The organism is Arthrobacter sp. GmRoot5-12 (assembly GCF_059739365.1).
In genome coordinates this window covers 701855-726721 of the sequence record NZ_AP046056.1, presented here as the reverse complement: position 1 = coordinate 726721, position 24867 = coordinate 701855, and the positions used below count along the sequence as shown (strand labels likewise).

Below are 24867 nucleotides of genomic sequence, written 5' to 3'. Positions count from 1 at the left end.
GTAGAAGTAGCGTACCCATGGCTGGCGCTGCTCAGGGCTCCGAATGGACCCCGGGCTGTTCGTGGATGCCGCACCAGCCGGCGATGAACAGGGCGATGCTCTTGGTGATCCGGCGGATGGATTCGACCGAGACCCGCTCGTCGAACCCGTGGATCGACTCTGAAACGGGGCCGTAGACCAGCGCCGGCGTATCGGCATAGAGCGTGAAGACCCGGCCGTCGAGGTAGCCCGGCGTGGTGAAGCTTTTCAGTTCACTGCCGTACACCTGCTCATGGGTGCGCTCCAGCATGGCCTCCGCTGCACTCCCGGGCTCCAGCACATAGCCCTCGGAGAAGAAACCTGTCTTCACGCCCACCGCATTGATCGGGGCAGGCCCACCGCCCAGGGAGGCAAGGCACTCCTGAAGTTCAGCCCATGCCTGCTCCGCGGGGATGCCGGGATAAATTGCCGCGCGCACGTCGAACTCGCACCAGGCCGGGACGCTGGAGGGCCAGTCCCCGCCCTGGATGCCGCCGAAGTTGAAGTTGATGGGGTGCTCCAGGTCTTCGAAGTAGCGGTGCTGTCCGCGGTCCGCATTCCACTTCTCTTCGGCCTCCCGCAGCGCAGAGATTGCCGTATACGCTGCGTCGATGGCGTTGAAGCCGGTGCCCATCTCACGGGGATGGGTCGGATTCCCGGTGACCCTGACCCTGAACCAGAGCACGCCGACGTTGGCGCGCACCAGCATGTCCTCCTCGGGCTCGGGGATGATGACGGCGTCGGCACGATAGCCGCGCATCAGTGCGGACAGGGAGCCGTTGCCTGTGCATTCCTCCTCGACGACGGACTGGAAGTGGATGCGGCCGGCGGGCTCGAACCCCGCCGCGCGGACGGCGTCGAAGGCGAAGAGGTTGGCTGCGAGACCTGCTTTCATGTCTCCGGCGCCGCGGCCATACATCCATCCGTCGATGATGGGGGCGTCCCAAGGGTAGCGGGACCAGGATTCGGACGGACCCTCGGGGACGACGTCGATGTGGCCGTTAAGGATAAGGGATCGGCCCTGCTCGGAGGCTGGACGGTACGTGCCCACCACGTTGGTCATGCCCGCATAGGAAACCGTTGTGGGCCCGTAGCCCTCATGGGCGGACAGGTCATCGGCGTCCAGCTCCCACCGGTCCATCTCCAGGCCACGACCTGCCATGGCCGCATGCATCAGGTCCTGGGCGCTGCCCTCCCGGGTGCGCAGCGACGGGTGCTTGACCAGGTCCTGGGTGAAGGTCAGCTGGGCATCGAAGGCGGCGTCGACGGCGTCCAGGATGCGGAGTGTTTGGTCGTCACTGAGCAATTTTGTCTCCTAACGAAACGGGGAGCCGTCCGGTGGACGGCTCCCCGTTCTGGTGGTTGAGCATTCGAAAGAGAGTTAGCTTGGGCTACTGTCTGCGGCCGGTCCTAGCTGCCGGCGACAAGCTTCTTGTCCTGGACCCGCAGGCGCTCGCCGAAGAACCCGCCGACGGCGGTGAGCAGGGAGATGATCGCCAGGATCAGGGCCGCACCCCACGACTGGTTGCCGGAGACGCCCAGCATGGCCGTGGCCAGCAAGGGCATGAATCCACTGGTGGCACCTGCGATGTTGTAGCCCAGGGCCACACCGGAGTAGCGCAGCTTCGGCGGGAACAGCTCGGTCAGCAGGGCACCGTTGACGGCGTACGCCACCGCTATAAGCATGATCCCGACGGTGATTGCCAGCGTAATCAGCAGTGGGGATTTCGTGTCAATCATGGCGAAGAGGGGGAAAGCGGCGACGGCGCTGACGATACCGCCCCACATGGTGACCTTGCCCGGCCCGATCTTCTCTGCGAGCCGGCCCATGAGGAACGTGACTCCGATCTGGGCCACGGCGGCAACCAGTGTTGCGTTGACCATGACGTTCCGGTCCACCTTCAGGGTGTTGGACCCGTAGCTCACCGCGAAGGTGGTGATCATGTAGAAGCCACCCACGCCGAGGAGGGCCGCGAGTACGGCCACGAGCAAGCGGCCGGAGGCGTGGCGGAAGACCTCGAACGCCGGAACCTTGGACGTTTCACCCTGGGCGAGCAGATCCTTGAAGATGGGGGATTCTTCCACCTTGAGGCGGATCCAGAGCGCGATGCCGAGCATGGGGAAAGCCAGCAGGAATGGAATCCGCCAGCCCCAGGCGTCAAAAGCTTCCGACGGGAATAAGAGGACGAGCGAGAAGGCGCCCGAGGCCAGCAGCGTAGCCACCGGCGAACCGACCTGTACCAAGGCGGCGTACCGGCCCCGCTTTTCAACGGGGGCATGCTCGACGGCCATGGTTACCGCACCGCCCCATTCACCGCCGACAGCCAGGCCCTGGACCAGCCGCAAGACGGCGAGCAGGATGGGCGCCGCCAGGCCGATGCTGCCGAAATCGGGCAACAGGCCGATGAAGGCCGTGGCCGCGCCGATCATGACGATGGTCATCAGCAGCGCGGGCCGGCGTCCGTAACGGTCGCCGATGTAGCCAAAGATCATGGCCCCGATCGGACGGGCTGCGAAGCCGACGCCGAACGTGGCAAAGGAGGCCAGCAGCGCCGCGGTGGGGTCCATATTGGTGAAGAACAGCCGGTTGAAGACCAGCGCCGCAGCCGTGCCGAAGAGGTAGTAGTCGTACCACTCCAGCGCGGTCCCGACGAAGGCGGCACGGGCAATCTTTCCTGCGTCCTTGCCGGAGATCACCGGAGGAGCACCTGCGGCGGGGGAAAGTGAATTTGAGGTGGTCACTGCGTGGGCCCTTTCGAGCGGGGTTGAGTTCTTGCATCTCGGGTCCCGCGGCGGGCGAAGGGCGATGGCCTGCACTGCTGCGGTGATTATTCGAGAGTAGGTGAGTGATAACGCCCTAAACAATGATAATTCCCACCCACTTTCGGCCCCTTTCTTAGGCATTTTCAGGCTCTTCAGAATTGAGAGTGTAGTTTCGGTCTGAATCCGCCGGATTCCAGCAGCGATCTGGCGACATAGTTGGTGAGATTCCGGAAGCCGAGGGCAGATCCTCGTAGGTGTTCGAGTCTCCCATTGATCGCTTCACTTGGGCCGTTTGATGTGCCGGGTCGCTCGAAGTATGCCAGCACGTCCTGGGCCCGTCGTTTGAGGGTGCGCCCGAGAGTTCGGAGCTCGGTCAGCGCGGTGGGGACGCCGCTGCTGAGGGAGTCAATCACGGCTTGCATCATCTGCTGACCTTTGGCCCGGTCTGGTTCCCGGTAAGCGGCAACCATGCGCTGGTAGGCGCCCCAACTGGCTTCGACCTCAACATGCGTATCAGCGGTGAACAGGGTTTCCAGGCGTTGGCGTTGGTTCTCGGTGAGCAGGTCCGCGCCTGTGTGGATGGTCCGGCGAGCCGAATACAGCGGGTCCCCGGCCCGTCCGCGGTGCCCGCACGTCTGCTGCTGAACCCGCCGCCGGCACGAATCAAGGGCATCGCCGGCCAACCGGACGACGTGGAAGGGATCCATCACCGGGACCGCGTCGGGGAGTTCCTCGGCCGCGGCGCTCTTGAACCCGGAGAACCCGTCCATGGCCACGACCTCAACCCCGTCCCGCCATTCTTGGGGGCGTTCCTGGAGCCAGGTCGCGAAGGCTTGTTTCGAGCGGCCCTCGACCATGTCCAGCAGGCGGGACGGGCCCGTGCCATCGCGGATTGGGGTCAGGTCAATGATGACGGTGACGTACTTGTCTCCGCGGCGGGAGTGCCGCCACACATGCTCATCAACACCAATGACCTTGACCCCGTCGAAGCGGTGCGGATCATCGATCAAGACCCTCCGTCCTTCGGCCAGGACGGCCTTGTTCGCGGTATTCCAGGTGACGCCGAGTCCTTCGGCGATCCGGGCGACCGTGAGGTGCTGGCAGACGACGCCTTCCAACGCCCAGCGCAGCCCCCGGCGGGAGAGTTTCGCCCGCGGCTCGGCAGCCTTGGAAGTATCCTGCCGCCAGACGTGCCCGCACCCGGCGCAGCGGTAGCGGCGGATGCTGACCAGCAGTGTGGTCGGCCGCCACCCGAAGGGTTCATGGCCCAGCCGACGGGTCACCGTGTCACGGGGAACGCCCTGGCACCCGCACTTCCGGCACCAGTCATCAGGATCAACAACACGGCAGGCAAGGACGGCGCGGCCCGGGCGGACATGCTGCCCGGTCACTTCGAGTCCGAGTCCGTCGAGGCGGCAGAATGTGGTCAGGTCAGGGCTTTGGAAGGTAGCGTTAAACACGAGGGCCTTGCGGTAGAAAAATCACGATCTAGACAATCCGATTCTCTCCCAAGGCCCTCACCCCAGCCGAAACAACCTCCCCGCCCCGGACTTCTCACGCGGCAGCGCCGATTACACTCTCAATTCTGAAGAGCCCATTTTCACAAACTAGTCGGTGAACTCGCTGTAGCGGCTGAGGGCGATGAGTGCCCGCGCGGCCTCGCCCGGCACTGTGAGGTCAAGGCCGATCGCCTCGTGAAGGCTGTGGAGGCGGTTCACTACGGTGTTGCGGTGGCAGAACAGCTCCTCCGACGTTTCTTTGATGGATCCGGTCCGCCCATAGCTGCGTGCCACCTCCAGCAGGCGTTGCCGTTCGACGGGCGTGCACTTGTCCAGAGCGTTCTTTATGGAGGTGGAAAAGCCGGGAAACTTCTGCTCCAGGAGGCCGCTGGCGATTCCCATCCATGCGTCCTCCATCGTAGCCAGCCGGGTGCCGCGGCGCTTCTGCTGTGCCAGCACAAGTGCCGAAGCCGCAGCGGAGGGAACGGCATCCAGTCCCTCCACTCCCGGTACGTACCCGGCAGGAAAGTCCGGCGGTTCGTGACGCCAGGTCAGCCCCTTCCGCTGCTGCCGGAAGACATACAGGACTCCGCTGTTCTCGTACATATAGATGCTGTGGTCGGACTCGAACTGCTGCTGGGCCTGGGATACGGCGTCCAAGGTCACTGCGAGCACTTCGAAGGTCCCGGTGGCCCGCACTTCGAGGGCCGCTGCAAGGTCCTGGACTTCACGTGGGGTGCCAGGTCCGGCATTGAAAAGCCGGGAAAGCAGGCGCTGGCGGTACAACTGCTTGTTGCGGGCCAGGCGCGCCTCTTCCTCGGCATAGGCCTGTTGGATGCTGGTCACGTAGCCTTCGACGGCGTCCAGGACCCGGTCCATGTTGGCCACCAGGACACCGATCCCCTTGTCCCGCGCGACCCGTTCCAGCCCCTTCCAGAGAACACGGAAGTCATTGCGGATGGCTACCAGGAACGCGTCGAGGGGAACGCCCTGGCGGGCGCGCCGGGCGGCCACCTCGCGGGGAAGCGTCTGCAGGTCCGGGGGGAGCTCCAACCCGGCCATCTGATAGAGGAACATGTCCATGGTGTCCGCTGCGGTCCGGTAGATGTCCTCCTTGGGAACCACTGCTTCACCATAGGAAATGGAGGAAAAACGCTCCAGGAAGTCGTCCACCAGCAGGGATCGATCCTTCCAAAGACTCTCCAGCAACTCGGTCCATTCCGGCTCGGTGGGACGGCCGGGACGGAACTCCCTGGCGGTCGTACCGTAGGATCGCGCATCGTCACCATCATTTGCTGTCATGCAGGCATTTTATGCAAAAGCCTAAAGTTTGACCATGAAACAGCGTTCTATATCCATTGAAGGCAGCGATATCACAGAGTTGAATGGACGGAGCCGCACTTTCAGGCCGCGGCCTTAACTCCTCGGAAAGGCCCGGGGACCCTAGCAAAGAGGATCCATGCCCTTCGATCTCCTGATTCGCAATGCACGCATACTGACCCAGGATGCCTCCCGCCCCACCGCGACAAGCCTGCTCATTCACGACGGCAGAATCCTCGATGTGGATCCCGACGCCAGCCTTTGCGGCCACGCCCTCTGGACCATTGATGCCGCCGGAACCACGATTGTCCCTGGGTTCAATGACGTCCACGCGCACAGTGTCTGGTTCGGTCTGGGGCTCATGGAGGCCAACGCAGGGGCAGCGGCAAATCTGGACGGGCTGTACCAGATCATCGCCGAGGCCGCCGCCGAAATGGCCCCGGGGGAGTGGGTTGTGGCATCCGGTTACAGCCCGCTGCTGCTCGACGGCCAGCAACCGGACAGGGACCGGTTGGATGCGGCGGCAGGGGGACGTCCAGTGTGGATCAAACACTCCTCCGGCCACGCCTGCACGCTCAACGGCGTAGCACTGGAGCTCGTAGCCGCCCAGGCCGATCTCAGTGCACCGATCGAAGGCGGAGCCGTCGTCATGGGCGAAGATGGCCTGCCGACGGGGCTGCTGGAGGAAAACGCCATGCGCTTGGTGCAGGACATCCTGCTGCCGTATCCGCTGGAGACCATTGAACGCGCACTGGATCTGGCCACGTCACACTACCTCTCCGAAGGAATTACCAGCGTCACGGATGCGGGCATCGCCGGCGGCTGGATCGGCTATTCGCCGCGGGAGTTCGCCGCGTACCAGAATGCCCGCGACAAGGGGATGCTGAGCGTCAGGATGCAGCCAATGCTGGTTATGGATGCCCTCCACGATGTGCCCGGCCACGCCGATGACCCGGCCTCCATTAGCCTCGACGCCGGAATCCGCACCGGCTTGGGCGACGATTGGCTGCGCCTGGGACCGGTAAAGATCTTCAGCGACGGTTCGCTCCTTGGCAGTACCGCCTACATGACCGAGGACTATGTCGGCTGCACCCACAACCACGGCTACCTGCAAATGGACGCGGACCAGCTGCGCGAGTCGGCGCTCAGCGCCTACCGGGCGGGCTGGGCGATTGCGATGCATGCCATCGGGGACCACGCGATCGACCACGCCATTGACATCATCACTGAGGCGCAGGAAAGGTTCGGTTCCAACGCACAGCCCAACCGGATCGAGCACGGCGGCGTGGTCCGCCCCGATCAGCTTGACCGGATAGCCCGGGCCGGCATCGTGCTGGTCCCGCAGCCGCACTTCATCACCGAGTTTGGAGACGGTATGGCCCGCCTGCTGGGCCCCAAACGCACCTCGTGGTCCTATCCCGCCAAAAGCCTGCTGAAGCGAGGAGTTACACTGCCGGGAAGTTCAGACCGCCCCGTCTCCAACGGCCGGCCCCTGGATGTCATGCAGTCGTTCGTGGAGCGGCTGACTCCTTCAGGCGACGTGTACGGCCCGGCCGAAAGGATCACCGCGGCCGAAGCGCTGGCAGCCTACACCACGGGATCGGCCGCCGCCACGGGAGCCGGGCACATCAAGGGCCGCTTGGCACCGGGGTACCTGGCGGACCTCGTGTTCCTGGACCAGGACCCCACCGCCGTGGACCCCTCAAACATCTCAGCTACCCGCGTGCTCGCCACCATGGTGGGCGGGCAAATCCGTTTCGGCGAGGAAAATCTGCCGGCGCCGGTCCGCGCCACAGACCTTGAGGCAGCATTGACAGGGAAGGAAACCCCATGAGCACCGCACACGACGAGTTCCTCGCAGACTTCGCCACGATGTCTGGCTTCGGCGCCACGCCCGGGGGAGGCGTGGACCGGCAGGCCGGCACGGCAGCAGACCATGCCACGCGGGCATGGTTCAGCCAATGGCTGGCCCAGCACGGCTATACCGAATCAGTGGACGGGGCAGGCAACCAGTTCGGCACCCTGGACCTGGTCTCCGGCGCCCCCTATGTGCTGGTCGGCTCACACCTGGACTCCCAGCCGCTGGCCGGCCGGTACGACGGGGCCTATGGCGTGCTCGCAGCGGCCCATGCAGGCGCCCGCGTCGCTGCGGAAGTCCAGGCCGGAAAGCTCCGCCCCACCTACAACCTGGCCGTTGTGAACTGGTTCAACGAGGAAGGCAGCCGCTTCGCGCCCAGCATGATGGGAAGCTCTGTCTTCACCGGGAAGCTGCCGCTTGAGGACGCGCTTGCCACCGCAGACCCTGCCGGAATCACAGTGGCGGAAGCCCTGGCCGCCGGACACAGCACTTCGCAAGGAAACGCCCCGGTCCTCGCCGAGGTTGCACGCTATGCCGAGATCCACATCGAGCAGGGCAGGAACCTGGAAGAAACCGCCACCCAAGTGGGGATCGTGGACCGCACCTGGGCCGCCAGCAAGTACCGGGTTACCGTGGACGGAGCCCAGTCACACACTGGCGCCACCCGCATGGAGGACCGCCGTGACGCCCTCTTCGGGGCCGCGCTGGTCATCGCCGCCGCTCGTGAACTGACTGCGGAATTCGAGCCCGGGCTGCTGCACACATCGGTATCCGAGCTGTATGTCCTGCCGAACTCACCGGTCACCATCGCCCGCCAGGTCCTGATGAACCTGGATTTGCGCTCACCGGACGAGTCCGTTCTAGGCCTCGCCATGGAACGGCTGGGCAAGAGGATTGTCGACGCCGAGGCAGATTCCCGGACGGAGATCCGCCTGGACCTGACGCACAACTGGGGTGTGGTGTCCTACCAGTCCAAGGGCGCGGCCCTGGGCAGGGTAAGCGCAGAGAGCCTGGGCTACAGCCACAGGGACGTGATGACCGTCGCCGGGCACGATTCCACCAACATGAAGGATGTGGTTCCGACCGTCATGCTCTTCGTTCCCAGCGTCGAAGGCATCTCGCACAACGAAGCGGAGTACACCCGCGACGACGACGCGTTGCGCGGCGTCGAACTGTTGACGGACGTTACGCGGCGGCTTGTCTGCGGCGAATTGGAAGAGGACTGAGCCGGTAGCCTTTCGAACCAGGCGTTTCGGGGAAGGTTAAGGGGCATGAGCGGTAGGGCCTTGCCCGCTTGGGTGGCCCTACTGTCCTGGCACGGGGGCGCCGGCGCCCCGCCGCAGGCCGGCCGTCACCCCAGCCAAGTCCGTCATGGCGTGGACGGCGTCCTCATTTGCGAGCCCGTTCTCGTGGCAGAGGGAACGCCAGGTCCAGAAGGACACCGCGTGGGCGACGACGGCGCGCAGCCTGGCGCTGCCTGGCTCCGGAAATGCCTCCAGGAGGCGGTCACGGAAGAACGTGTCGCGCTCCCGGAGGCCTGTGCGGTGCTTTTCCGGAAGGGCGGCCCAATCGCCGTAGATGTTCCTGAGCATTGGCTCGCCGTCGCGGTAGAACCGGTACAGGTCTGTGAGTCCGGCATGGAGGCGTTGGAGGGGGTCCGGGTGCTCACACCACGCCGAAGGATCTGGCAGCTGCTGTTGTGAAAGCCAGTGCGAGGAGCAGGCGGAGAACAGCGCTTCCTCGTCGGCGAAATGACGGTAGACCGTCAGCCGGGTGACCTGGGCCTGCTCGGCGATGCCCGCAATGGTGGTCCGGGCAGGGCCGACTGACCCGTGGAGCGCCACCGCCGCGTCCACGATGCGCTGCCGGGTGGTGTCCACCTGCTCGGCACGCTTGTTCATCTGGTACTTGCGTGCTTTGGCTGAACGCTGCTGTTCACTCAAAGTATTGACACCGGTCCTGCGTGGGCTGACAATTTCGATATACACAACTGTATATCGAAATTGAAAGGGATGGATGCCATGGGCGCTGAGGAGGCTCCGCGGCTGACAGTCGTGCAGCCTGGGGAGGGACGCCAGGGCAGTCTCGGAAGTATCGGGGTTGTCTTCAAACTGTTCGGTGAACACACCAACGAGCAGATTTCCATCGTGGAACACCCGTTTCCGGTGGGGGCCTTGGTTCCAGTGCATATGCACAGCCGCGAGGACGAATACTCAATCGTCCTGGAAGGCGAGATCGGATTCCGGTCCGGTGAGCGCGAGGCAGTGCTGGGCGCCGGGGGCTACATCACCAAGCCGCGCGGCGAACTGCACACCATGTGGAATGCGGGCAAAGTTCCGGCGCGGATGATCGAAGTCATCAGCCCGGCCGGGTTCGAGCATTTCTTCTGGGGACTGGCCGACCAGCTTGAAGCCGGTGGACCGCCGGACCCTGAAGCCATCGGCAAACTGGCCGCAGAATACGGCCTCCAGTTCGGCGAGGCGCCATGGCTGCCGGACATCATCGCCCGGTACGGGCTAAATCCACCGATGGGCTGACGGGAAGGCCATGGGCCTCCAGGTTCCCCTTTACCGAACGGGACGGCGACGTGGCGCCGCCGCGCAGAAGCCGGGCGCGCCGCTGGCCGGAATGGCCGCCGTCGTACTTCTGCTGCACGTGGTGGGCTGGGGAGTGCTGGTGCTGGGCGTCGTCCCGCAGAACCTCCTCCTGGGCTCGAGCCAGGTCTTCGGACTGGGGATCGGGCTAGGTGCCTACCTGCTGGGCATGCGCCACGCCTTCGATGTGGACCACATCGCAGCCATCGACGGCACCACCCGCAAGCTCATGGGTGAAGGCCTTCGCCCCGTCACTGTCGGTTTCTGGTTCTCCCTTGGCCACTCCAGCATCGTCCTTGGCCTCTGCCTGCTGCTGGCTGCGGGAGCCCGCAGCCTGGGAAACCAGCTCGGAGATGGCGCCTCGTGGTGGCGGGAGGTCCTGGGACCAGTGGGCGCCACCATCTCAGGACTGTTCCTGTACCTCCTGGCCTTCCTCAACCTTGCCCTGCTGGTCCGCGTCGCCACGGACTTCCGGCTGCGGGCAGGGCAGCCGGGATTGGGGACGACTGTCGAGGTCCCGGGCCTTCTGGTCCGCCTGCTGCGCCCGGTCCTGCGCAGCATCACCCGGCCCGCCCAGATGTATTGGGTGGGGCTGCTGTTCGGCCTGGGATTCGATACGGCCACCGAGGTGGCGCTGCTGGTTGTGGCCGGGGGAGCGGCGGCGGTGGAACTTCCCTGGTACGCCGTCCTCACCCTGCCCGTCCTCTTCGCGGCGGGCATGAGCCTGCTTGACAGCCTGGATGGATGGTTCATGAACGCGGCCTACGGTTGGGCGTTCGCGCACCCGCGCCGGAGGCTGCTGTACAACCTGGTCCTGACCGGGCTCTCGGCCACCGTGGCGCTGGGTGTGGGGACCGTGGAACTGCTGTCCGTGGTTTCGGCGAATACGGGAGCGGTTTCCGGGGTCTTTGCGGCCATCGGCAGCATCGATCTGACGGGACTTGGCTACGCCGTGGTGGGCTTGTTTGTTCTCGCCTGGCTGGCCGGGGTCTTCATCTGGAGGTTCCGGGGCGGCTCGCCCACTGCTGCCAGCCTGGAGGAGTGAGCCGCCTTTTGGTTCCCGTTTGCCTCAGCCTTCCGGCAGGAGGTTGGCCGCCAAGGTACGGGCCATGAATCGTCCGAAATGCTCGGCACTCCAGCCGCGCTTGAGGACCAGGGTTTCGTAGAGCTCGGCCGAGGTGCTCATGAAGAAGACGTCGGCCACCTCCTCCGCCGTCAGGCCCGGCCGCAGGAATCCCCTCCCGAGCACCTGGCGCGCGTTGTGCAGCATCCGTTGGTACCGCCCGTCATCCACGTCGCGCAGGAGCGCGGCCATGTCCTGGTCCCCGCTCGCCGCGGCGTCCCGGATGAGGAGGTAGACGGGGGAGCCCAGCGGGCTCACCTCGGAAATGAAGCGGCCGAACTGCTCCATGAGTTCGCGGGGATCGGTGACCGTGGCCTGGGCGCGGTCCGACCGCTCTTCCGCCGGCGGGCCGCCGGCGCCCAGCAGGCTCTGTTCGTAGATGGCACGCACCAGCCCAGGCTTTCCGCCGAACCCCTTGTACACGGACTCCTTGGAGACGCCGGCCGCGTGGGCGATGGCGGCGATGGTGGTCCGGCCGTAGCCGTGGGCCAGGAACAGCGCGCGGGACTGGGCCAGCACCCGTTTCCTGGCTTCCCCGGCAGCCTCCTGCCGGCGCCGGGCGTCGTAGCTGCGGGAGCGGGGTGGCGCACCATTGACCGCGGGTCCCATCGGGCTTAAGCTCCTTGTATCAGTTAGATACAGCTGACTGTATCAAATTTAGCGTACCAGCCTCTCCGCCTCCCGCGACGGAACCTAAGGAGCAGATCATGGACGCTTCAGGAATCGGGCGCGTCCCCGAAGGCCCGGTCCGGCGCATGCTGGCCGCGGCCAACCGCCATGACCTCGAGGCCATGGTGTCCCAGTTCGCGGAGGACTACCGGAACACCACCCCCGTCCACCCGGCCCGCAGCTTCACGGGCTCCGCGCAGGTCCGGAAGAACTGGACGGCGCTCTTTGCCGGCCTTCCGGACCTCACCCTGACGGTCCATGACGCGGCCACCGGACCGGACGGCAAGGTCTGGATGGAATGGAGCAATCGCGGCACCCGGCCGGACGGATCCGTGCAGCAAGCCGCAGGGGTGGCCATCTTCACCCTCCGCGACGACAAAATTGCCGCGGCCCAGTTCTACCTCGAACCCGTGGACCAGGACTCCGGCGACGTGAACGAAGCCGTCCGGGAGGCAGTCCATGGTGCGGCCGGAGGTGACCGGTCATGATCCTGGTGGTCGGCGGTACAGGCCGCCTTGGCCGCGCCGTGGTTCCCCTGCTCGTTGCCGCAGGGCAACAGGTCCGCATCATGGCCCGGGGCAAGTCCCAGCCCTTCCCGCAAAAGATGGGCGACGGCGTCGAACTCCTCCGCGGGGACCTCGGCTCCGACGCGGACTGCAGGCAGGCGGTGGCTGGCTGCAGTGAGGTGGTGTTCGCGGCGTCGGGGTTCGGGATCAAGGACTCCAGCCCGCGCGCGGTTGACCGCGACGGCGCCATCCGGCTGGTCCGCGCGGCGGCCGCGGCCGGAGTGCGGCACGTGGTGATGATGTCCATGCCCGGCGCTGCCGCGGACGGGCCCATCGATTTCCTGCGCTGCAAAGCCGCGGCCGAGGACGCCGTGCGCTCCTCCGGCATGGACTGGACGATCGTCCGGATCGGCGCCCTCCTGGAACAGCGGCTGGAGATCATGACGGCGCCGCTTGAGTTGAAGGGCAAGGTGCCCGTGTTCGGCTCGGGGTCCGCCCCGGTGACCTATACCTCGGTCCGGGACGCGGCCGCCGTCGTGGTCCGTGCCCTCCGCGACCCGGCGCTGCGGAACCGCGTCATCGAATGGGGCTCGCAGACGCTCACCGCACATGAGGTGGCGGAGGCTCTGCTTGCCCGGGCCGCCCATGGATCAATCCAGCGGGTTCCGGCCGCCGCCGTACGGCTGCTGTCCGTGGCGGCCAGGCCGTTTTCACCGTTCCTTGCCCGGGTGGCGGGTGCCGCGGCCTGGGAGGAATCGGGGGCGGCGGCGTTTGAGTTTGGTCCCGCGCGGGCCGAGTTTCCCGACATCCCGGTCACCGGGCTGCAGCAGGTCCTCGAGGCGTCAGGTGCTTCGGGATCTCTGGCCTAGCCGCGTGCAACAATGGCGCCATGACCCATGAGCAGCATGAATCCGCCGCGCCGGAACCGGACCGCGCCGCCCACCCCGCATTCGAAGCCGCCTACCAGGCCGCCCAAAAGAGCCTGGCCGAGGGCGGGATCCCCATCGGGGCGGCGCTCGCCCGGGACGGCGTGGTGGTTGCCAGTGGGCATAACGAGCGGGTCCAGAACGCCGATCCGATCGCGCACGGGGAGATGTCCGCGCTGCGCGCCGCCGGCCGGCAAAAGAGCTACCGCGACACCACGCTCTACACCACGCTGGCACCCTGTGCCATGTGCGCGGGAACCATCATCCAGTTCAAGATCCCCCGCGTGGTGGTGGGGGAGGCACAAACGTTCGACGGCGAACTGGAGCTCCTGCGGTCACGCGGGGTTGAGGTGGTGGTGCTGGACGATCAGCGCTGCGTGGACATGATGCGCACCTTCCAGTCCGACAACCCGGAGCTGTGGGCCGAGGACATCGCGGAGTAGGGGTTCGAGGCAAGCTGGTTAGCTGCCCGGGGAGATCGTGTGAAGTCCTGCTCGGGTTGCTGCCCCCAGCAGTTCCTTGTCGAAGGCGATCAACCGGTCAGCTTCAAGCCTGATCGCAGCCGCGAGGTGGATCGCGTCCGCGCCGCGCAATTTACCTGGCAGTGCGGCCGCGTACAGGAGGTCTGAACGCGTCAGGTCCACGAGGTTGATTCCGGTCAACACCGCGTTGACCAGTTCCGGCGGCAGGCCGCGGCGGTTGGCGGCGCAGTGCAACTCCATGTGAAGGAGCATCGAAGCAACAAGTCGGTCACCCCGCTGCGCCGCCGTTGAAAGAAACTCCGCAGTGGGACCGGACTCAGGTTCCTCGACCACCAGTTTCAGGGCCGCCGACGTGTCGACGTACAGAATCACCGGTCGCCGCGGAGGTCGGCGATTATGTCGGCCGTGCCCACATCAGACGTCACGCGTTGGAGCAACTGGAAGTCGACCGGGCTTTCCGCGGCCTGCCGCACGCTGCCGGACAGGAGCAGACGCTCGAAGGGTGAGGCTGCAGGCGGGATAAGGGTGGCGGCAACTTCGCCGTTATTCGTGACATCGATGGTTTCGCCGTTTTTCACCCGCTCCAGGATTTTGCTGCTTTGATTCCTTAGCTCGCGGTGGGGGATTGTTGTCATGGCACACCTCCGTAGCAATCGTAGCATTCGCTTCGAAGCCTAGGATTTAACGCCTGACGGCAGCCACCTCAACCTGTACCCCTGCGTCCCGGAACTTCTGCACCTGGGCGGGGTCGGCGCCGTCGTCCGTCACCAAAGTCCACGGCAGCGCCAGCCGCACCCAGGCGTGGAACGGCCGCAGCCCCAGCTTGGAGGAGTCGGCCAAAACATAGACTTCCCGGCCGCGCCGGGCCATCAGCTCCTTGAGCCGGGTCTGGGCATGGTCGGCTTCGCAGATGCCGTCCTCGGCCGTGACGGCGTCGGCGCCCAGGAACACGCGGTCAAAGCTCATCCGCTCCAGCGCCGCCTCCGCCAGCGGACCCACAAAACTCTGCGAAAGGCTGCGCAGCCGGCCGCCCAGGCAGTCCACCTCGATGCCCTCGGACTCGGCCAGTTCCTGCATGGTGTTGATGCCCGGCGTGGTGACCGCGAGCTTCCCGAACCCGCGCAGCTCGTGGGCCAGGGCACCCACGGTGGAGCCGGCGTCGAGCAGGATGTTTTCCCCGGGCCGGATCACGGCCGCCGCCCAGCGGGCGATGGCGTGCTTCTGCTCGAACGCCTCGCCGGTGCGCTGCCGCAGCGACGCCTCGGGGTGGGCGCCCAGTGCCATGGCACCGCCGTAGGTGCGGGCCAGCCGGCCCTGTCCGTTCAGCAAAGCCAGGTCGCGGCGGATGGTGGAGGCCGTCACCTGGAACCGGGCGGAGAGCTCCTCCACGGAGGCCAGGCCGGTGGTCACGGCAAGGTGGTAGATCTCCTCGCGCCGCGCGTTTGCGCTGAGCATTCCCGGTCTCCTCCCGTGGGCATGGCGGTGGCAGTGCTAACCATGCTAGTTCCGGCTCCGGCAAGTTCCGCAGCCCGGAGCCGGCAAAACGGCCGGTCAGCAATATTACGCTGACCGGCCGATTCTTCCGTGCGGCTAGGGGGCCTCGTCGCGCGACGGCGCCAGGTCCACTGCCTGCCGCAGTGCCTCCAGCAGCGACTCATGGTCCGCGATGTTCTTGCCCGCGATATCGAACGCCGTACCGTGGTCCACGGACGTGCGCACCACGGGCAGGCCCACCGTGATGTTCACGCCGTTCTCCAGGCCCAAAACCTTCACCGGGCCGTGGCCCTGGTCGTGGTACTGGGCCACCACCAGGTCGAAGTCGCCGCGGCCGGCCAGGAAGAAAAGGGTGTCCGCCGGGAGCGGGCCAAAGGCGTCGATCCCGTCCGCCTGGGCCTTCTCGATGCCCGGCTGGATCTTCTCCGCCTCCTCGCCGTAGCCGAACAGCCCGTTCTCGCCCGCGTGCGGGTTGATGGCGCACACGGCGATCCGCGGGTTCTCGATGCCGGAGGCCCGCAGCAGTTCATAGCCCCGCTTGATGGTCCGGTACACCAGGTCGCCGTTGATCTTGGCGATCGCATCGATCAGGCCGATGTGGGTGGTCACGTGGATGACGCGCATCTTGGGCGCCGTCAGCATCATGGACACTTCCTCGGTGCCGGTCAGTTCGGCAAGGAGTTCGGTGTGGCCGGGGAACTTGTGCCCGGCCGCGTGCAGCGCCGCCTTGTTCAGCGGCCCGGTGCAGATGGCGTCCACCTGCCGGTCCATGGCCAGCTGGACTGCCTTCTCGATAAAGAGGTAGGACCCGTGTCCGGCGGCGGCGGAGAGCTCGCCCCAGGCAAGGTCCTCCGGGATGCAGTCGATGTCCAGCACGTCGATGGTGCCTTCCTCGAACAAAGCCTCGGACGGCTCCAGGACCGGGCGCAGGGTCAGCGGGCTGGCGACGATGTCCGCTGCCAGCCGCATCCGGCGGAGGTCGCCGATGACCAGCATCCGCGCCTTTGACCGAAGCTCCGCGTCGGCAAGCGCTTTGACGATGATTTCCGGGCCAATGCCGGCCGCATCGCCCATGGTGATGGCAACAATCGGGCGTCCCATTATTTGATACTCATTTCAGTCGTGGTGGCAGTAAGGAAGTTGGTGGTCCGGGCCAGGGTCCCGGCGTCGCCGAAGGCGCCGGCCTTGGTGACCAGCAGGGGAAGTGACCCGGGAAGCAGGCTCATCACGACGCCGGGCTCAATCTCCCCGAGGACGGTGAAGCTGCCGGCGCCGAGGGCTTTCAGGACCGCCGTGGCCGTCTCCCCGCCGGTGAGGACCAGGGCGTCGCAGTGCCCGATGCCCGACGCGGTGGCACGGGCCAGGGCCGCCGCCACAACAAGTGCCTGCGACTTGTCCACGGCGCCCATGGGGTCCGGGGTCAGCACCACGTTTGTCCGCGCCATCGCCTGGGCAACCAGGCGCGGGACCGCAGTGCCGTCCAGGGTGGCGTGGTCCAGGGTGATGTGTTCAGCCCCGGCCGCGACCAGCTCACCAATCTGCTGCCGGGCAAGGGCGGAGTAGCTGCCGATCACGGTCAGGGTCCGGCTGACGAGCCGAACCTGCGCGTTTTGCGCAGAGGCTCGTTCTTCCCGGTCCGCGATGTGCCCTGCCAGGCCGCCCGAGCCCGCCAGGAGGGCGGGAAAGTCCAGCAGGTCCGCGGCAGCCGCGATGGCCTTGAGGTCATCGTCGGAGACGGCGTCCAGTACGACGGCGTCAATTCCGCGTTCCTGCACGTCCCGCAGGTGCCGCGCGATTTCCTCCGGCGTGCGTCCGGTTGTTCCGGCGACTTCGGCGGTGAGGCCTCCGGCGGCGAGTGCCGCGGCGATGTCCCCGTCAAAGTCCCCTGCGGTGTTGGGAACACCGTTGACGTGCACGATGCCGCCGAGGGTGGTCCGTCCCGTGCCCGGGAACGCGGGGGCAACAACGGCCAGGCCTTTGCCGCGGCCCTGGGTGAGCCGCGCCAGTGTTGCCGCCACTTCCACGCCCACGTTGCCGCGCAGCAGTGAATCAATCTTCTTGAAGACCCGCCGGTGCTGGCCCAGGGCCCGGCCGGCCGCCGTCGTGACGGCCTTGGCTGCGTCCGCGGGAGGCAGGTAGCGGCTCTCGGTATTGATCGAGAGGATCCCGGCGTCGGGCCAAGCGCTGTCGATGTCGAGGATGACGGAACTGCGGTGCGTGGGCCCGTAGGCTGCGGCCGCATCCGCCGCTCCCGTCAGGTCGTCGGCAATGATTGCCCAGCGCATGGCTGCGTTGGTGTTCATACTGCTGGGGACACCTCGAGAGTCTCCACGGTCTGCTTGGCTTTCAGGCGCTTAGCGTACCAAGCGACCATGAGGGGGCAGCCGATGGCGGTGACCACCACGGAGGCGGCAACCAGCACGGTGGCGGGGCCGGCTGCGGGAGCGTAGGCCGGATTGGCTGCCGCCACCAGCATTGGAACGGTGGCTGCGTTGCCGGCCGTGGTGGCTGCCGCCAGGCCGGCAATGCCCGAGCCGCCGGTCAGCTTGTCCGCAAGGAAGAGCACGGCGCCGCCGGCGATGAGGACGAACAGGCCGAGCGCCACTCCCAGCAGTCCCGCGTTGACAACCTGTCCCAGGTTCAGGCCGAAGCCCAGCGCGAGGGCGAAGAACGGGATGAGGACGGGGGCCGCGGAGGACAGGAACTTGCGCATGGCCGGATCCAGGGCGCCCAGGATGGCTCCGAGGAGCAGGGGGATGATGGCACCCACGAGGGCCTGCCAGGGGAAGGCGGACAGCCCGGCGACGCCGAGGGTCACCATGGTCAGGAAGGGGCCGGATTCCAGGGTCATGACGGAGTAGGCCGCCACATCCTTGGGCTTGCCGTACTGGCCCATCAGGGCCATGTACATTCCGCCGTTGGTGTCATTGAGGGCCGCCAGGATGGCCAGGACAGAAAGGCCCGACAGGATCCCGCCGTCAATGGGTAGTTCGCCCAGGAACCTGCCGGCGATGACGCCGATGATGATCGCGAACAGGACCTTGCTGCCGAAGAGGACGCCGCCCTTTTTCAGGATGTACGGGGTGGCCTTGATATCGATGCTGGCGCCCATGCAGACGTAGAAGACCGCAAGGATGGTGGTGCCACCGGTGAAGAGTGCGCCGGTGAAGGAGCCGAAGAACTTGGCGGAATCCGGGGCGAAGGTGCCGAGAAGGGCACCGATCAGCAGGGGAATCAGCATCATGCCGCCGGGAACTTTTTCCATGGTGGCCTTGATTGGGACAGACATGAATCAACCTCATTGTTGTTGGGGGAGAGGGGCCGAGCAATCAGCTCGAAGCATGATGTAGATCATATGCCGCATTGCGCGTTTAGCGCAAGCTACCTTGCGTGAACCGCGCAGCACGTTGGAGGCCGGCATCGCGGCGTTCCGATGTCTCACGCTTCCCGCGAGTAGCATTGCTGCCACTTGACCAGCGTCGGAAGGAAGCAGCGCCATGCAGTACGTCGTCATGCAGGTGATCCTCAAGGAGAAACTGTGGGGAACCGGTTCGGGCAACCTGACCTCGCTGGAAAAAGCCATCAACGACCAGGCCGCAAAGGGCTACCGGCTCCACACCATCACCACGTCCAGCAGCGGGAGCAAGGGACTTGGCGGCGGTGACCGCATCCAGGCAACGATGGTCTTCGAGAGCCTGGCGTAAGCCCACACCTCCAATCGAGCCGCGACCCCTGAATAGCCCGCCGCGATGAGTCAGGCTGCTGTCCGGGAGGCCCGCCGACGATGGACCGGAACCATTGGGTGGCTTTTGCTCGTCCTCGCCTCGATGGTCCTGATCGGCTATGGGATTGTGCGCGCCGATTTCTATTTCTGGCTGCCCACTCCGGCGGAGATGGAGGAGTCCTCGGTCGGTAACCGCTTCACCTACGGCGGATGCGTGATGTCGATCGCGGCCGCCATCTGGTCGCACCGTCGTGGCAACCCCGCCTGGGTGACTGTCTGCGTGGGGCTGCCGGGTGTGCTCGTGGGCTGGGCGGCACTGGCGGAGCCCTACAACCTGATGCGCTTCCTGGCCGCCGTCGTTGCGTTCCCACTGGCCCTGGGCGGCGTTGCTGAGGTTATCTGGGCGCGGGGCCGCCGACAACGGTGATAGCTGGGAAAGGCCTTCGGCATTCTTGGGCACCGCCCCCCGCAGGATTCACAGCACTCCACCCTTGACAGCCGGTCCAACGCGTAAGGAGGATCAAGGTGCCGGTGCGCGTGGCTGCCTAATGCACGCCGACCTGCGGTTTCGCTGCTCGAAAGGGGATACGGGATGCGGCAAGCACTCCCTCGCCACAAACCCTTCCGGCATGTAGCCGCAGTTTCCGCAGTCCTGCTGGCGCTCTCTGCCACGGCCTGCACGCCGAAGCCGCCGGAGCCAGCGCCTCCCGGGCCCGATGTCCATATCGCCGCGGTGGGCGACATGAACCCCGCCGACAACGTTGACCCTGACAGCCCGTCCGGGCGGAACGGCGCGGCGATAACCAAGCTTGTGGAGAACAATGAGATTGACGCGTTCCTGGGGCTGGGGGACTTCCAGTACGAGACCGGATACTGCGACAACTACGTGAAGACCTGGACACCGCTGTGGGGCGGCACCAAACCCAAGCTGTATTGGGTGTCCGCGCCCAATCACGACTGGGAACCCGGCCGCAACGAAGACCTGGCGAAGTTCATGAACGGCCAATGCCCGGGATCTCCCGAGAAGGCGGCGATCAACCAGGAGCGTGGATTCATCCCGAACGGCGAACCGTACTCGAAGGACTTCGGCAACTGGCACTTCGCCTTCCTGTCGTCCGCGCTGTGGCGGTACGACAAAGCGGAAGCTTCGGCTGCAACCACGTGGCTGGACAAGGACCTCGCCGCCGCCCAAAAGGCGGGGAAGTACCTGGCTGTCGTGTACCACGAGCCCTACTTCACCTCGGATACGGAGGAGCACGGGCGGGCCGGTGACCAGAAGCCGTGGATCGACCTGATGTGGAAGTACAGGGTCCGGCTGACTTTGTCGGGGTCGCAGCACAACTACGAACGGTCCTGCCCGGTGAACAACGCGGACAAGTGCGTCAACGACGGGATGACGGCATTCCAGGTGTCCACCGGAGGCATCGATACGCGCCCGTTCATCAGCAAGCCAAAATACATCGCCAAGCGCTTCAGTGACACCCGCGGCTTCCTCCGGCTGACTCTGCACGGCGACGGGTCCTTCGACTGGAACTTCGTCCCCACCACCGGATCCAGCAAGGACTCGGGAACCCGCTCCGCACCCTAGGGCTGCACCCATGGATATAGAACCCCGGTGACCTTCGCCTCTACATCCACCGACGCCTGGCAAGCAGACTGGATGGCAGGAAGTGCGGAGCAGGGAGGTGGCTCGCCGTGCCGCAGTGGGATCTGGGAATTGCCGGCCTGTTATTGCTGGCGGCCATGTCGCTCGCCTTCGGCCTGGTGGCCCACCTGATTGTCGGCAGGCACGTGACCCGCTGGCTCTGGCTCTACGCGGCCCTGGCCTATTTCGTTGCCGGAATCCTGGTCAGCGAAGCCTGGTTCGGCTGGGCTACCGAGGAGGAGCTGCAGCCGAACATTGACGGGCTGTCCTTCGACGAAGTGCAGCTGGTGACTCTCGCCGGCCTCATCGCTGCGCTCACTGCGAGGTTCATGCTCCGGAGGAAAGGCCGCGCCGGAGGATCCGCAGGGAAACCGGCCGGCTGAAGCCCTGACCGCCGGCTGAAGCCCTGACCGCTACTTTGCCCGGACGAGCGCACCGATCCACGTCGCGCCGAGCCAGGTTGAGAACCTCTCGTCGCTCCAGCCGCGCTGCCCCACCAGCTGGGCCCACAGGGTGCCGTCCATGGTGGCGAACAGCACGTCCCTGCATTCCTCCTCGCTGACGCCCAGCTGGCCGGTCGCAGCCGCGGCGTGCGCGTAGCGGGTGGCCACGTCCAGACGCCGGTCCGCCCACTCGGCGAGCATGGCGGCGGCGTCGGGCTCGCTCGCAGCAGCTCCGGTAAGCGCGTCCAGGAGCGGAAAGATGCGGCGGTTGCTCGCCGTCACGAAGACGGCGTGGCGGCGGATCCTCTCCGACAGGTCCGGCTCGGCCAGGATGGACTGCATCTCCTGCCGGTCATAGAGCGCCACGTCCGCTTCATCCCCCCGGAAATCGACATACCAAACGTGCCTGAGCAGCGATGCCTTGGTGCCGAACGTGGCGTATACGGTCTCGACGGAGACGCCGGCGCGCGCGGCCACCTGCTTGATGGTGGTCTGGCCGTATCCCTGGGCAATGAAGAGTTCGTTCGCCGCCGCGATGATGGTCCGCCGGGTTTCTGCAGCCTGCTCCTGGCGGCGACGGGAATCGTACTGCCTCTTGATCTTCCGTTCCATTGGATGCATTATAGCTGTATTCAAAACAGTATGACTGTAATGGAGTTGGTCATGTCCACCGAAACGGATGCATTCCTGGCCGAAATGATTCCCCGGCAGCGGGCCGCGGACGCCGCCATCCACAACGGTGACGTCGCCCCGCGCATCGCGCTTTGGTCGCAGGACGATCCTGTGACGCTCTTCGGGGCGCGGCTCAGCGGCACCGGCTGGGCCGAGGTGGAGCCGATGTTCCACAGCGTGGCCTCGTGGTTCACGCACGCAGACTCCTTCGACCTGGAGATCATCGCTGCCGGAGCAAGCGGCGACCTCGCCTACACCGTGGGCTACGAGCACACCTCCGCCACCGTCGACGGAACGCCGCGCCAGTACACCTTGCGGGTAACGCACGTCTACCGCCGGGAGGACGGGAACTGGCGGATCGTGCACCGGCATGCGGACTTCCCGCCGGGGGAGGCCAACGTTCCTTTGCCTGGCGCCCGGACCGGCACCTAACGGCGGGCGGGCCATGCACAAGGAAGTCATGCACAAAGAAGCCATGCACAAGGAAACGGACGCGTTCCTGGCGGAGATCCTGCCAAAGCAGCGGCACATGACGCTGGCGCTGCACAAGGGAGACGTGGCACCCCGCCTGGCCCTGTGGTCACACCGGACCCCCGTGACGTTGTTCGGTGCACACATCTCCGGAGCAGGCTGGGCGGACCTCGAACCCAAGTTCCGCCAGGAGGCCCGCCGGTTTACGGGATCTGCCGGATCTGAGTTCGAGCTCGTCGCCGCGGGTGCCAGCGGAAGCCTCGCCTACACGGTCGGCCTTGAGCACAGCAGCGCCGTGGTGGATGGCATCCCCGCCGTCTACACGATGCGCACAACGCACATCTACCGCCGCGAAGAGGGTGCCTGGCGGATCGTCCACCGGCATTCTGATTTCCTGGCAGATCAAAACTCCCAGCTGGCCACGAGGGTTTAGCGGGCAGGCTCAGCCACCGAGTTCCAGCGTAAACACCCACAGCAGCACGTCCTCGCCGGGCACATGCCAATCCCGTTCCGGCGCACGGCGGAAGCCCAGCGACCCGTACAGGGCGTGCGCGCGCTCCATGAACGTGGCGCTGGTGATGCTGATGGCCCCGATGTACGGCTGGCCGGCGAATGTCAGCGTCACCGCTGCCACCACCTTCCCGGCGGACTCCGCCACCCACACCTCGGCATGGGCGGCGCGGTGCTCCACGTCTTCCAGCACGCCCATGTAGGGATGGTCTGCCGCGAAGTGCCCGGCCCGGGCGTACGCGTCCCGGGTGATGCGCATGACCTCGGGAAGGTCCGACGGCGCCGCCCGCCGCAGTGTCACGCTCACCGTGTGTCCACGGCCGGGGCAATCCGCTCCAGATAGTAGCCCAGCCGTGCCAAATCGGGCTGGGAGGAAGGGTCGCCGACAGCGTCGGCACCCACCAGGTTGGCAGCAGAAAGTGCCGAGGTGTAGTCCAGGCCCCGCTGCAGCGCCAGGACCAGGGCGGCGCAGAACGCGTCCCCGGCGCCGATGGTGCAGGTGTTCTGGGCAAGGGATTCAGGGAGTGGCCGGCAGACGTACGGAGGGATCTCGAGCGGAGTCGGGAGCACTTCCTGGGCCCGGCAAATTTCGGACGCTGGGATGCGGTCCAGGCAACGACGCATCTGCTGCGGGCCAGCGACGTCGTGGAGGCAGTGCGGCTTACTTCAGCCCGGCGGGCGCCCGTGCCGGAGGTTCCGGGCATGGAGGTACACCATCAGCACCAGGAGCGGAACGTGGATGGCGGGCAGGTTGTGCGCGAACCATCGCGGCAGGTAGATGTCGGTGACGGAGCCGCGCTCGGCGCCGTAGCGCTCCGCGAGTCCGGTGAGCGGGCAGCGGAACCCGTTTCCGGCGAACACCAGTGATTCGGCGGCAACCACGGCGGCCGCCCACCCCACCCGCCTGTCCGTGCGGCCGGCCAGGCCGGTGTAGAGCACGTAGATGACGCAGGACTCGATGGAGAACCACGCCAGCGTGTGGACGGCCCTGACCGCCGCCACCGCAGCTTGGCGCCGCAACAGAACGCCTACAGCGTCTCGGGAACCGGGCGTCCGGGGAACAGCGTTGAGTACTGTTTCCGGTACATCCGCCGTCCCACCAGGCGGTAGGCGAGCCGCACCGGGGGAGGGATTTCCTTGAACAGTTCTTTCCGGTCCGCCGGCGGGTTGGTAGCCAGCACCATGCCGAGGTAGCCCACCAGGAATTTCTTGTCGAGTTCCTGGATCCCGTGCTGTCCCACCGCGGCAGCTTCCTTCTCCGTCATCACCCTGTCAGCAACCGGCATCATCTCCGTGACCTCGCGGCGCAGATGTACGTTGAGGACGCCGGACAGGTCTTCATAGCGGGCGGCGAGTTCCGCGCCGGACTCCTCATCCGCCGTCTGCATCCAGCGCAGCCGGACCGGCTCGATGGCCTCCAGCCTCTGCGTGACCTGCCTGTGCTGCTCAAGCATCTGCCCCACATGCAGCGCGCATGCCGGTGCCCGCTCCTTCAGCTGCGGGTACATCAGGAGGTCTTCGCCTTCGTGGTGGATATGCAGCACCTTGTCGAAGTTGCCCAGCACTTCGCCCACGTAGGCTGCCCGGGCAGTGTCGCCGGCGGCGGCGGAGCGCACCAGTCCCGGCGCCTCGCCGTAGGCCCAGAGGAAGAACCGGTGGATGCGCCGCATCGCTGCCGTCCCCGCGCACAGGACGGGTCCCGCCGGCAGGGGAGGCGCCGTCTCGCCGGGCTGCATTGTGAAGAAGTCGGTCATGTGCGTGGCCCTTTCCAGTCTCGCGAGACAAAGGACCTCTCCCCGGGAGCATCGTAGCCCCGGGCTCCACGGCGCACAACGGCTTTGCAGAAGTACGACGGCGACGGACCAGGCCTTGATGCGCGCAGGGCCGGGTGCACCCGGAGGGGCTGCGCGGCAGGTCCTGACACCGGTACTACTTAAGTAGTAAATTAGGTTCATGGAAGGCAAGGTCGCTGCGATGCCGGAGCTTGATGGCGTCACCCACAGATGGATGAACATCCGCGGCATCCGATTGCATATCGCTGAGGCAGGTAGCGGGGATCCCCTGGTTCTCCTGCACGGCTTCCCGCAGAACTGGTGGGAATGGCACGGCGTGATGCGGCTGGAGTGATGCACCACAGGGCCGATACTCAG

At 66.1% G+C, this 24867-nt stretch carries 31 protein-coding genes; 14 read left to right on the top strand and 17 right to left on the bottom strand.

The features are described 5' to 3' along the window. Positions 1-31: 31 nt before the first annotated feature. From AC6JAM_RS03290 to AC6JAM_RS03275, 4 genes are all read right to left on the bottom strand, one after another. A complete protein-coding gene (locus tag AC6JAM_RS03290; protein ID WP_497934033.1) occupies positions 32-1324 on the bottom strand; it encodes an ArgE/DapE family deacylase in 1293 nt (430 codons plus the stop codon). Positions 1325-1428: 104 nt separating this feature from the next. Beyond that, entirely contained in the window at positions 1429-2760 is a 1332-nt protein-coding gene (locus AC6JAM_RS03285; protein ID WP_018770459.1) for an MFS transporter, read from the bottom strand. 173 nt (positions 2761-2933) lie between these two features. Beyond that, positions 2934-4241 (bottom strand): ISL3 family transposase, encoded by a 1308-nt coding sequence (locus AC6JAM_RS03280; RefSeq protein ID WP_497934032.1) that lies wholly within the window; start codon positions 4239-4241, stop codon positions 2934-2936. Between the two features lie 147 nt (positions 4242-4388). Further along, positions 4389-5582: a helix-turn-helix domain-containing protein gene (locus tag AC6JAM_RS03275; protein WP_497934031.1), complete on the bottom strand. Its 1194-nt coding sequence runs from the start codon at positions 5580-5582 to the stop codon at positions 4389-4391. Between the two features lie 157 nt (positions 5583-5739). Here AC6JAM_RS03275 and AC6JAM_RS03270 point away from each other — a divergent pair, with 157 nt between their 5' ends. Together AC6JAM_RS03270 and AC6JAM_RS03265 are read left to right on the top strand one after the other, a co-directional pair. Then, positions 5740-7434: an amidohydrolase gene (locus AC6JAM_RS03270; protein ID WP_497934030.1), complete on the top strand. Its 1695-nt coding sequence runs from the start codon at positions 5740-5742 to the stop codon at positions 7432-7434. Further along, positions 7431-8684, top strand: coding sequence for a M20 family metallo-hydrolase (locus tag AC6JAM_RS03265; RefSeq protein ID WP_497934029.1), 1254 nt, complete (start codon positions 7431-7433; stop codon positions 8682-8684). The genes AC6JAM_RS03270 and AC6JAM_RS03265 overlap by 4 nt, the downstream gene beginning before the upstream one ends. A gap of 78 nt (positions 8685-8762) precedes the next feature. Here the strand turns inward: AC6JAM_RS03265 and AC6JAM_RS03260 are convergent, their stop codons facing one another. After that, positions 8763-9401, bottom strand: a complete 639-nt coding sequence (locus AC6JAM_RS03260; protein WP_018770455.1) for a TetR/AcrR family transcriptional regulator — start codon at positions 9399-9401, stop codon at positions 8763-8765. 78 nt (positions 9402-9479) lie between these two features. On the opposite strand from AC6JAM_RS03260, the gene AC6JAM_RS03255 reads away from it, so the two are divergent. Both AC6JAM_RS03255 and AC6JAM_RS03250 read left to right on the top strand, forming a co-directional pair. After that, positions 9480-9995 carry a cupin domain-containing protein gene (locus AC6JAM_RS03255; protein ID WP_026265952.1) on the top strand — a complete coding sequence of 172 codons (516 nt, stop codon included), beginning with the start codon at positions 9480-9482 and terminating at the stop codon, positions 9993-9995. A 10-nt stretch (positions 9996-10005) separates the two neighbouring features. Then, on the top strand, positions 10006-11097 hold the full coding sequence (locus AC6JAM_RS03250) for a HoxN/HupN/NixA family nickel/cobalt transporter (protein WP_497934028.1): 1092 nt from the start codon (positions 10006-10008) through the stop codon (positions 11095-11097). Positions 11098-11121: 24 nt separating this feature from the next. On the opposite strand, the gene AC6JAM_RS03245 is transcribed toward AC6JAM_RS03250, so the two are convergent. Continuing rightward, positions 11122-11784, bottom strand: coding sequence for a TetR/AcrR family transcriptional regulator (locus AC6JAM_RS03245; protein ID WP_497934027.1), 663 nt, complete (start codon positions 11782-11784; stop codon positions 11122-11124). Between the two features lie 98 nt (positions 11785-11882). Between AC6JAM_RS03245 and AC6JAM_RS03240 the strand changes: the two genes are divergently transcribed. From AC6JAM_RS03240 to AC6JAM_RS03230, 3 genes are read left to right on the top strand one after another with little or no spacing between them, the layout of a single operon-like run. Further along, positions 11883-12332, top strand: a complete 450-nt coding sequence (locus tag AC6JAM_RS03240; RefSeq protein WP_056393315.1) for a nuclear transport factor 2 family protein — start codon at positions 11883-11885, stop codon at positions 12330-12332. Continuing rightward, positions 12329-13219, top strand: a complete 891-nt coding sequence (locus AC6JAM_RS03235; RefSeq protein ID WP_497934025.1) for an NAD(P)H-binding protein — start codon at positions 12329-12331, stop codon at positions 13217-13219. Before AC6JAM_RS03240 ends, AC6JAM_RS03235 begins: the two co-directional genes overlap by 4 nt. A gap of 20 nt (positions 13220-13239) precedes the next feature. Continuing rightward, positions 13240-13719 carry a nucleoside deaminase gene (locus AC6JAM_RS03230; protein ID WP_497934023.1) on the top strand — a complete coding sequence of 160 codons (480 nt, stop codon included), beginning with the start codon at positions 13240-13242 and terminating at the stop codon, positions 13717-13719. A gap of 18 nt (positions 13720-13737) precedes the next feature. Here the strand turns inward: AC6JAM_RS03230 and AC6JAM_RS03225 are convergent, their stop codons facing one another. The 6 genes from AC6JAM_RS03225 to AC6JAM_RS03200 all read right to left on the bottom strand — a co-directional run bounded on the left by AC6JAM_RS03225 (position 13738) and on the right by AC6JAM_RS03200 (position 18541). Then, positions 13738-14130 carry a type II toxin-antitoxin system VapC family toxin gene (locus AC6JAM_RS03225; protein WP_497934022.1) on the bottom strand — a complete coding sequence of 131 codons (393 nt, stop codon included), beginning with the start codon at positions 14128-14130 and terminating at the stop codon, positions 13738-13740. Beyond that, on the bottom strand, positions 14127-14393 hold the full coding sequence (locus tag AC6JAM_RS03220; protein WP_026265951.1) for a type II toxin-antitoxin system Phd/YefM family antitoxin: 267 nt from the start codon (positions 14391-14393) through the stop codon (positions 14127-14129). The genes AC6JAM_RS03225 and AC6JAM_RS03220 overlap by 4 nt, the downstream gene beginning before the upstream one ends. Positions 14394-14439: 46 nt before the next feature. Next, a complete protein-coding gene (locus tag AC6JAM_RS03215; RefSeq protein WP_497934020.1) occupies positions 14440-15213 on the bottom strand; it encodes a DeoR/GlpR family DNA-binding transcription regulator in 774 nt (257 codons plus the stop codon). Positions 15214-15348: 135 nt separating this feature from the next. Continuing rightward, on the bottom strand, positions 15349-16353 hold the full coding sequence (pdxA, locus tag AC6JAM_RS03210) for a 4-hydroxythreonine-4-phosphate dehydrogenase PdxA (RefSeq protein ID WP_056393322.1): 1005 nt from the start codon (positions 16351-16353) through the stop codon (positions 15349-15351). Then, positions 16353-17555, bottom strand: coding sequence for a four-carbon acid sugar kinase family protein (locus AC6JAM_RS03205; RefSeq protein WP_497934018.1), 1203 nt, complete (start codon positions 17553-17555; stop codon positions 16353-16355). The genes pdxA and AC6JAM_RS03205 overlap by 1 nt, the downstream gene beginning before the upstream one ends. Then, positions 17552-18541 (bottom strand): 2-keto-3-deoxygluconate permease, encoded by a 990-nt coding sequence (locus AC6JAM_RS03200; protein ID WP_018770443.1) that lies wholly within the window; start codon positions 18539-18541, stop codon positions 17552-17554. The genes AC6JAM_RS03205 and AC6JAM_RS03200 overlap by 4 nt, the downstream gene beginning before the upstream one ends. Positions 18542-18749: 208 nt before the next feature. Between AC6JAM_RS03200 and AC6JAM_RS03195 the strand changes: the two genes are divergently transcribed. From AC6JAM_RS03195 to AC6JAM_RS03180, 4 genes are all read left to right on the top strand, one after another. Further along, complete coding sequence (locus AC6JAM_RS03195; protein WP_134165583.1) at positions 18750-18956, top strand: DUF4177 domain-containing protein; 207 nt, start codon at positions 18750-18752, stop codon at positions 18954-18956. Positions 18957-19001: 45 nt separating this feature from the next. Continuing rightward, the gene (locus AC6JAM_RS03190; RefSeq protein ID WP_497934016.1) at positions 19002-19403 is read left to right on the top strand and encodes a hypothetical protein; all 402 of its coding nucleotides are present in this window, start codon (positions 19002-19004) and stop codon (positions 19401-19403) included. Positions 19404-19568: 165 nt separating this feature from the next. Beyond that, positions 19569-20564, top strand: a complete 996-nt coding sequence (locus tag AC6JAM_RS03185; RefSeq protein ID WP_056393326.1) for a metallophosphoesterase family protein — start codon at positions 19569-19571, stop codon at positions 20562-20564. 107 nt (positions 20565-20671) lie between these two features. Next, the gene (locus AC6JAM_RS03180) at positions 20672-21004 is read left to right on the top strand and encodes a hypothetical protein (protein ID WP_144600577.1); all 333 of its coding nucleotides are present in this window, start codon (positions 20672-20674) and stop codon (positions 21002-21004) included. 30 nt (positions 21005-21034) lie between these two features. Here the strand turns inward: AC6JAM_RS03180 and AC6JAM_RS03175 are convergent, their stop codons facing one another. Continuing rightward, positions 21035-21676: a TetR/AcrR family transcriptional regulator gene (locus AC6JAM_RS03175; protein ID WP_134165585.1), complete on the bottom strand. Its 642-nt coding sequence runs from the start codon at positions 21674-21676 to the stop codon at positions 21035-21037. A 51-nt stretch (positions 21677-21727) separates the two neighbouring features. On the opposite strand from AC6JAM_RS03175, the gene AC6JAM_RS03170 reads away from it, so the two are divergent. After that, positions 21728-22168: a YybH family protein gene (locus AC6JAM_RS03170; RefSeq protein WP_018770437.1), complete on the top strand. Its 441-nt coding sequence runs from the start codon at positions 21728-21730 to the stop codon at positions 22166-22168. A 28-nt stretch (positions 22169-22196) separates the two neighbouring features. After that, entirely contained in the window at positions 22197-22640 is a 444-nt protein-coding gene (locus tag AC6JAM_RS03165; RefSeq protein ID WP_224084368.1) for a nuclear transport factor 2 family protein, read from the top strand. Positions 22641-22649: 9 nt separating this feature from the next. Here the strand turns inward: AC6JAM_RS03165 and AC6JAM_RS03160 are convergent, their stop codons facing one another. The 4 genes from AC6JAM_RS03160 to AC6JAM_RS03145 form a co-directional block, all read right to left on the bottom strand. Continuing rightward, the gene (locus tag AC6JAM_RS03160; protein WP_018770435.1) at positions 22650-23024 is read right to left on the bottom strand and encodes a GNAT family N-acetyltransferase; all 375 of its coding nucleotides are present in this window, start codon (positions 23022-23024) and stop codon (positions 22650-22652) included. Beyond that, positions 23021-23287 carry a PfkB family carbohydrate kinase gene (locus AC6JAM_RS03155; protein ID WP_018770434.1) on the bottom strand — a complete coding sequence of 89 codons (267 nt, stop codon included), beginning with the start codon at positions 23285-23287 and terminating at the stop codon, positions 23021-23023. The genes AC6JAM_RS03160 and AC6JAM_RS03155 overlap by 4 nt, the downstream gene beginning before the upstream one ends. A gap of 96 nt (positions 23288-23383) precedes the next feature. Next, complete coding sequence (locus AC6JAM_RS03150; RefSeq protein ID WP_268002757.1) at positions 23384-23737, bottom strand: hypothetical protein; 354 nt, start codon at positions 23735-23737, stop codon at positions 23384-23386. Positions 23738-23745: 8 nt separating this feature from the next. Continuing rightward, a complete protein-coding gene (locus AC6JAM_RS03145; RefSeq protein ID WP_018770432.1) occupies positions 23746-24471 on the bottom strand; it encodes a hemerythrin domain-containing protein in 726 nt (241 codons plus the stop codon). A 199-nt stretch (positions 24472-24670) separates the two neighbouring features. Between AC6JAM_RS03145 and AC6JAM_RS03140 the strand changes: the two genes are divergently transcribed. Continuing rightward, positions 24671-24844, top strand: a complete 174-nt coding sequence (locus AC6JAM_RS03140) for an alpha/beta fold hydrolase (protein WP_497934013.1) — start codon at positions 24671-24673, stop codon at positions 24842-24844. Positions 24845-24867: the final 23 nt, after the last annotated feature.

Bases quoted from the DNA above. Each gene is read 5' to 3' on its own strand.
- AC6JAM_RS03275 (WP_497934031.1), bottom strand. From the start codon at position 5,582: ATGACAGCAAATGATGGTGACGATGCGCGATCCTACGGTACGACCGCC.
- AC6JAM_RS03270 (WP_497934030.1), top strand. From the start codon at position 5,740: ATGCCCTTCGATCTCCTGATTCGCAATGCACGCATACTGACCCAGGAT.
- AC6JAM_RS03265 (WP_497934029.1), top strand. From the start codon at position 7,431: ATGAGCACCGCACACGACGAGTTCCTCGCAGACTTCGCCACGATGTCT.
- AC6JAM_RS03255 (WP_026265952.1), top strand. From the start codon at position 9,480: ATGGGCGCTGAGGAGGCTCCGCGGCTGACAGTCGTGCAGCCTGGGGAG.
- AC6JAM_RS03250 (WP_497934028.1), top strand. From the start codon at position 10,006: ATGGGCCTCCAGGTTCCCCTTTACCGAACGGGACGGCGACGTGGCGCC.
- AC6JAM_RS03245 (WP_497934027.1), bottom strand. From the start codon at position 11,784: ATGGGACCCGCGGTCAATGGTGCGCCACCCCGCTCCCGCAGCTACGAC.
- AC6JAM_RS03240 (WP_056393315.1), top strand. From the start codon at position 11,883: ATGGACGCTTCAGGAATCGGGCGCGTCCCCGAAGGCCCGGTCCGGCGC.
- AC6JAM_RS03235 (WP_497934025.1), top strand. From the start codon at position 12,329: ATGATCCTGGTGGTCGGCGGTACAGGCCGCCTTGGCCGCGCCGTGGTT.
- AC6JAM_RS03230 (WP_497934023.1), top strand. From the start codon at position 13,240: ATGACCCATGAGCAGCATGAATCCGCCGCGCCGGAACCGGACCGCGCC.
- AC6JAM_RS03220 (WP_026265951.1), bottom strand. From the start codon at position 14,393: ATGACAACAATCCCCCACCGCGAGCTAAGGAATCAAAGCAGCAAAATC.
- AC6JAM_RS03215 (WP_497934020.1), bottom strand. From the start codon at position 15,213: ATGCTCAGCGCAAACGCGCGGCGCGAGGAGATCTACCACCTTGCCGTG.
- pdxA (WP_056393322.1), bottom strand. From the start codon at position 16,353: ATGGGACGCCCGATTGTTGCCATCACCATGGGCGATGCGGCCGGCATT.
- AC6JAM_RS03205 (WP_497934018.1), bottom strand. From the start codon at position 17,555: ATGAACACCAACGCAGCCATGCGCTGGGCAATCATTGCCGACGACCTG.
- AC6JAM_RS03200 (WP_018770443.1), bottom strand. From the start codon at position 18,541: ATGTCTGTCCCAATCAAGGCCACCATGGAAAAAGTTCCCGGCGGCATG.
- AC6JAM_RS03195 (WP_134165583.1), top strand. From the start codon at position 18,750: ATGCAGTACGTCGTCATGCAGGTGATCCTCAAGGAGAAACTGTGGGGA.
- AC6JAM_RS03190 (WP_497934016.1), top strand. From the start codon at position 19,002: ATGAGTCAGGCTGCTGTCCGGGAGGCCCGCCGACGATGGACCGGAACC.
- AC6JAM_RS03185 (WP_056393326.1), top strand. From the start codon at position 19,569: ATGCGGCAAGCACTCCCTCGCCACAAACCCTTCCGGCATGTAGCCGCA.
- AC6JAM_RS03175 (WP_134165585.1), bottom strand. From the start codon at position 21,676: ATGGAACGGAAGATCAAGAGGCAGTACGATTCCCGTCGCCGCCAGGAG.
- AC6JAM_RS03170 (WP_018770437.1), top strand. From the start codon at position 21,728: ATGTCCACCGAAACGGATGCATTCCTGGCCGAAATGATTCCCCGGCAG.
- AC6JAM_RS03165 (WP_224084368.1), top strand. From the start codon at position 22,197: ATGCACAAAGAAGCCATGCACAAGGAAACGGACGCGTTCCTGGCGGAG.
- AC6JAM_RS03145 (WP_018770432.1), bottom strand. From the start codon at position 24,471: ATGACCGACTTCTTCACAATGCAGCCCGGCGAGACGGCGCCTCCCCTG.
- AC6JAM_RS03140 (WP_497934013.1), top strand. From the start codon at position 24,671: ATGGAAGGCAAGGTCGCTGCGATGCCGGAGCTTGATGGCGTCACCCAC.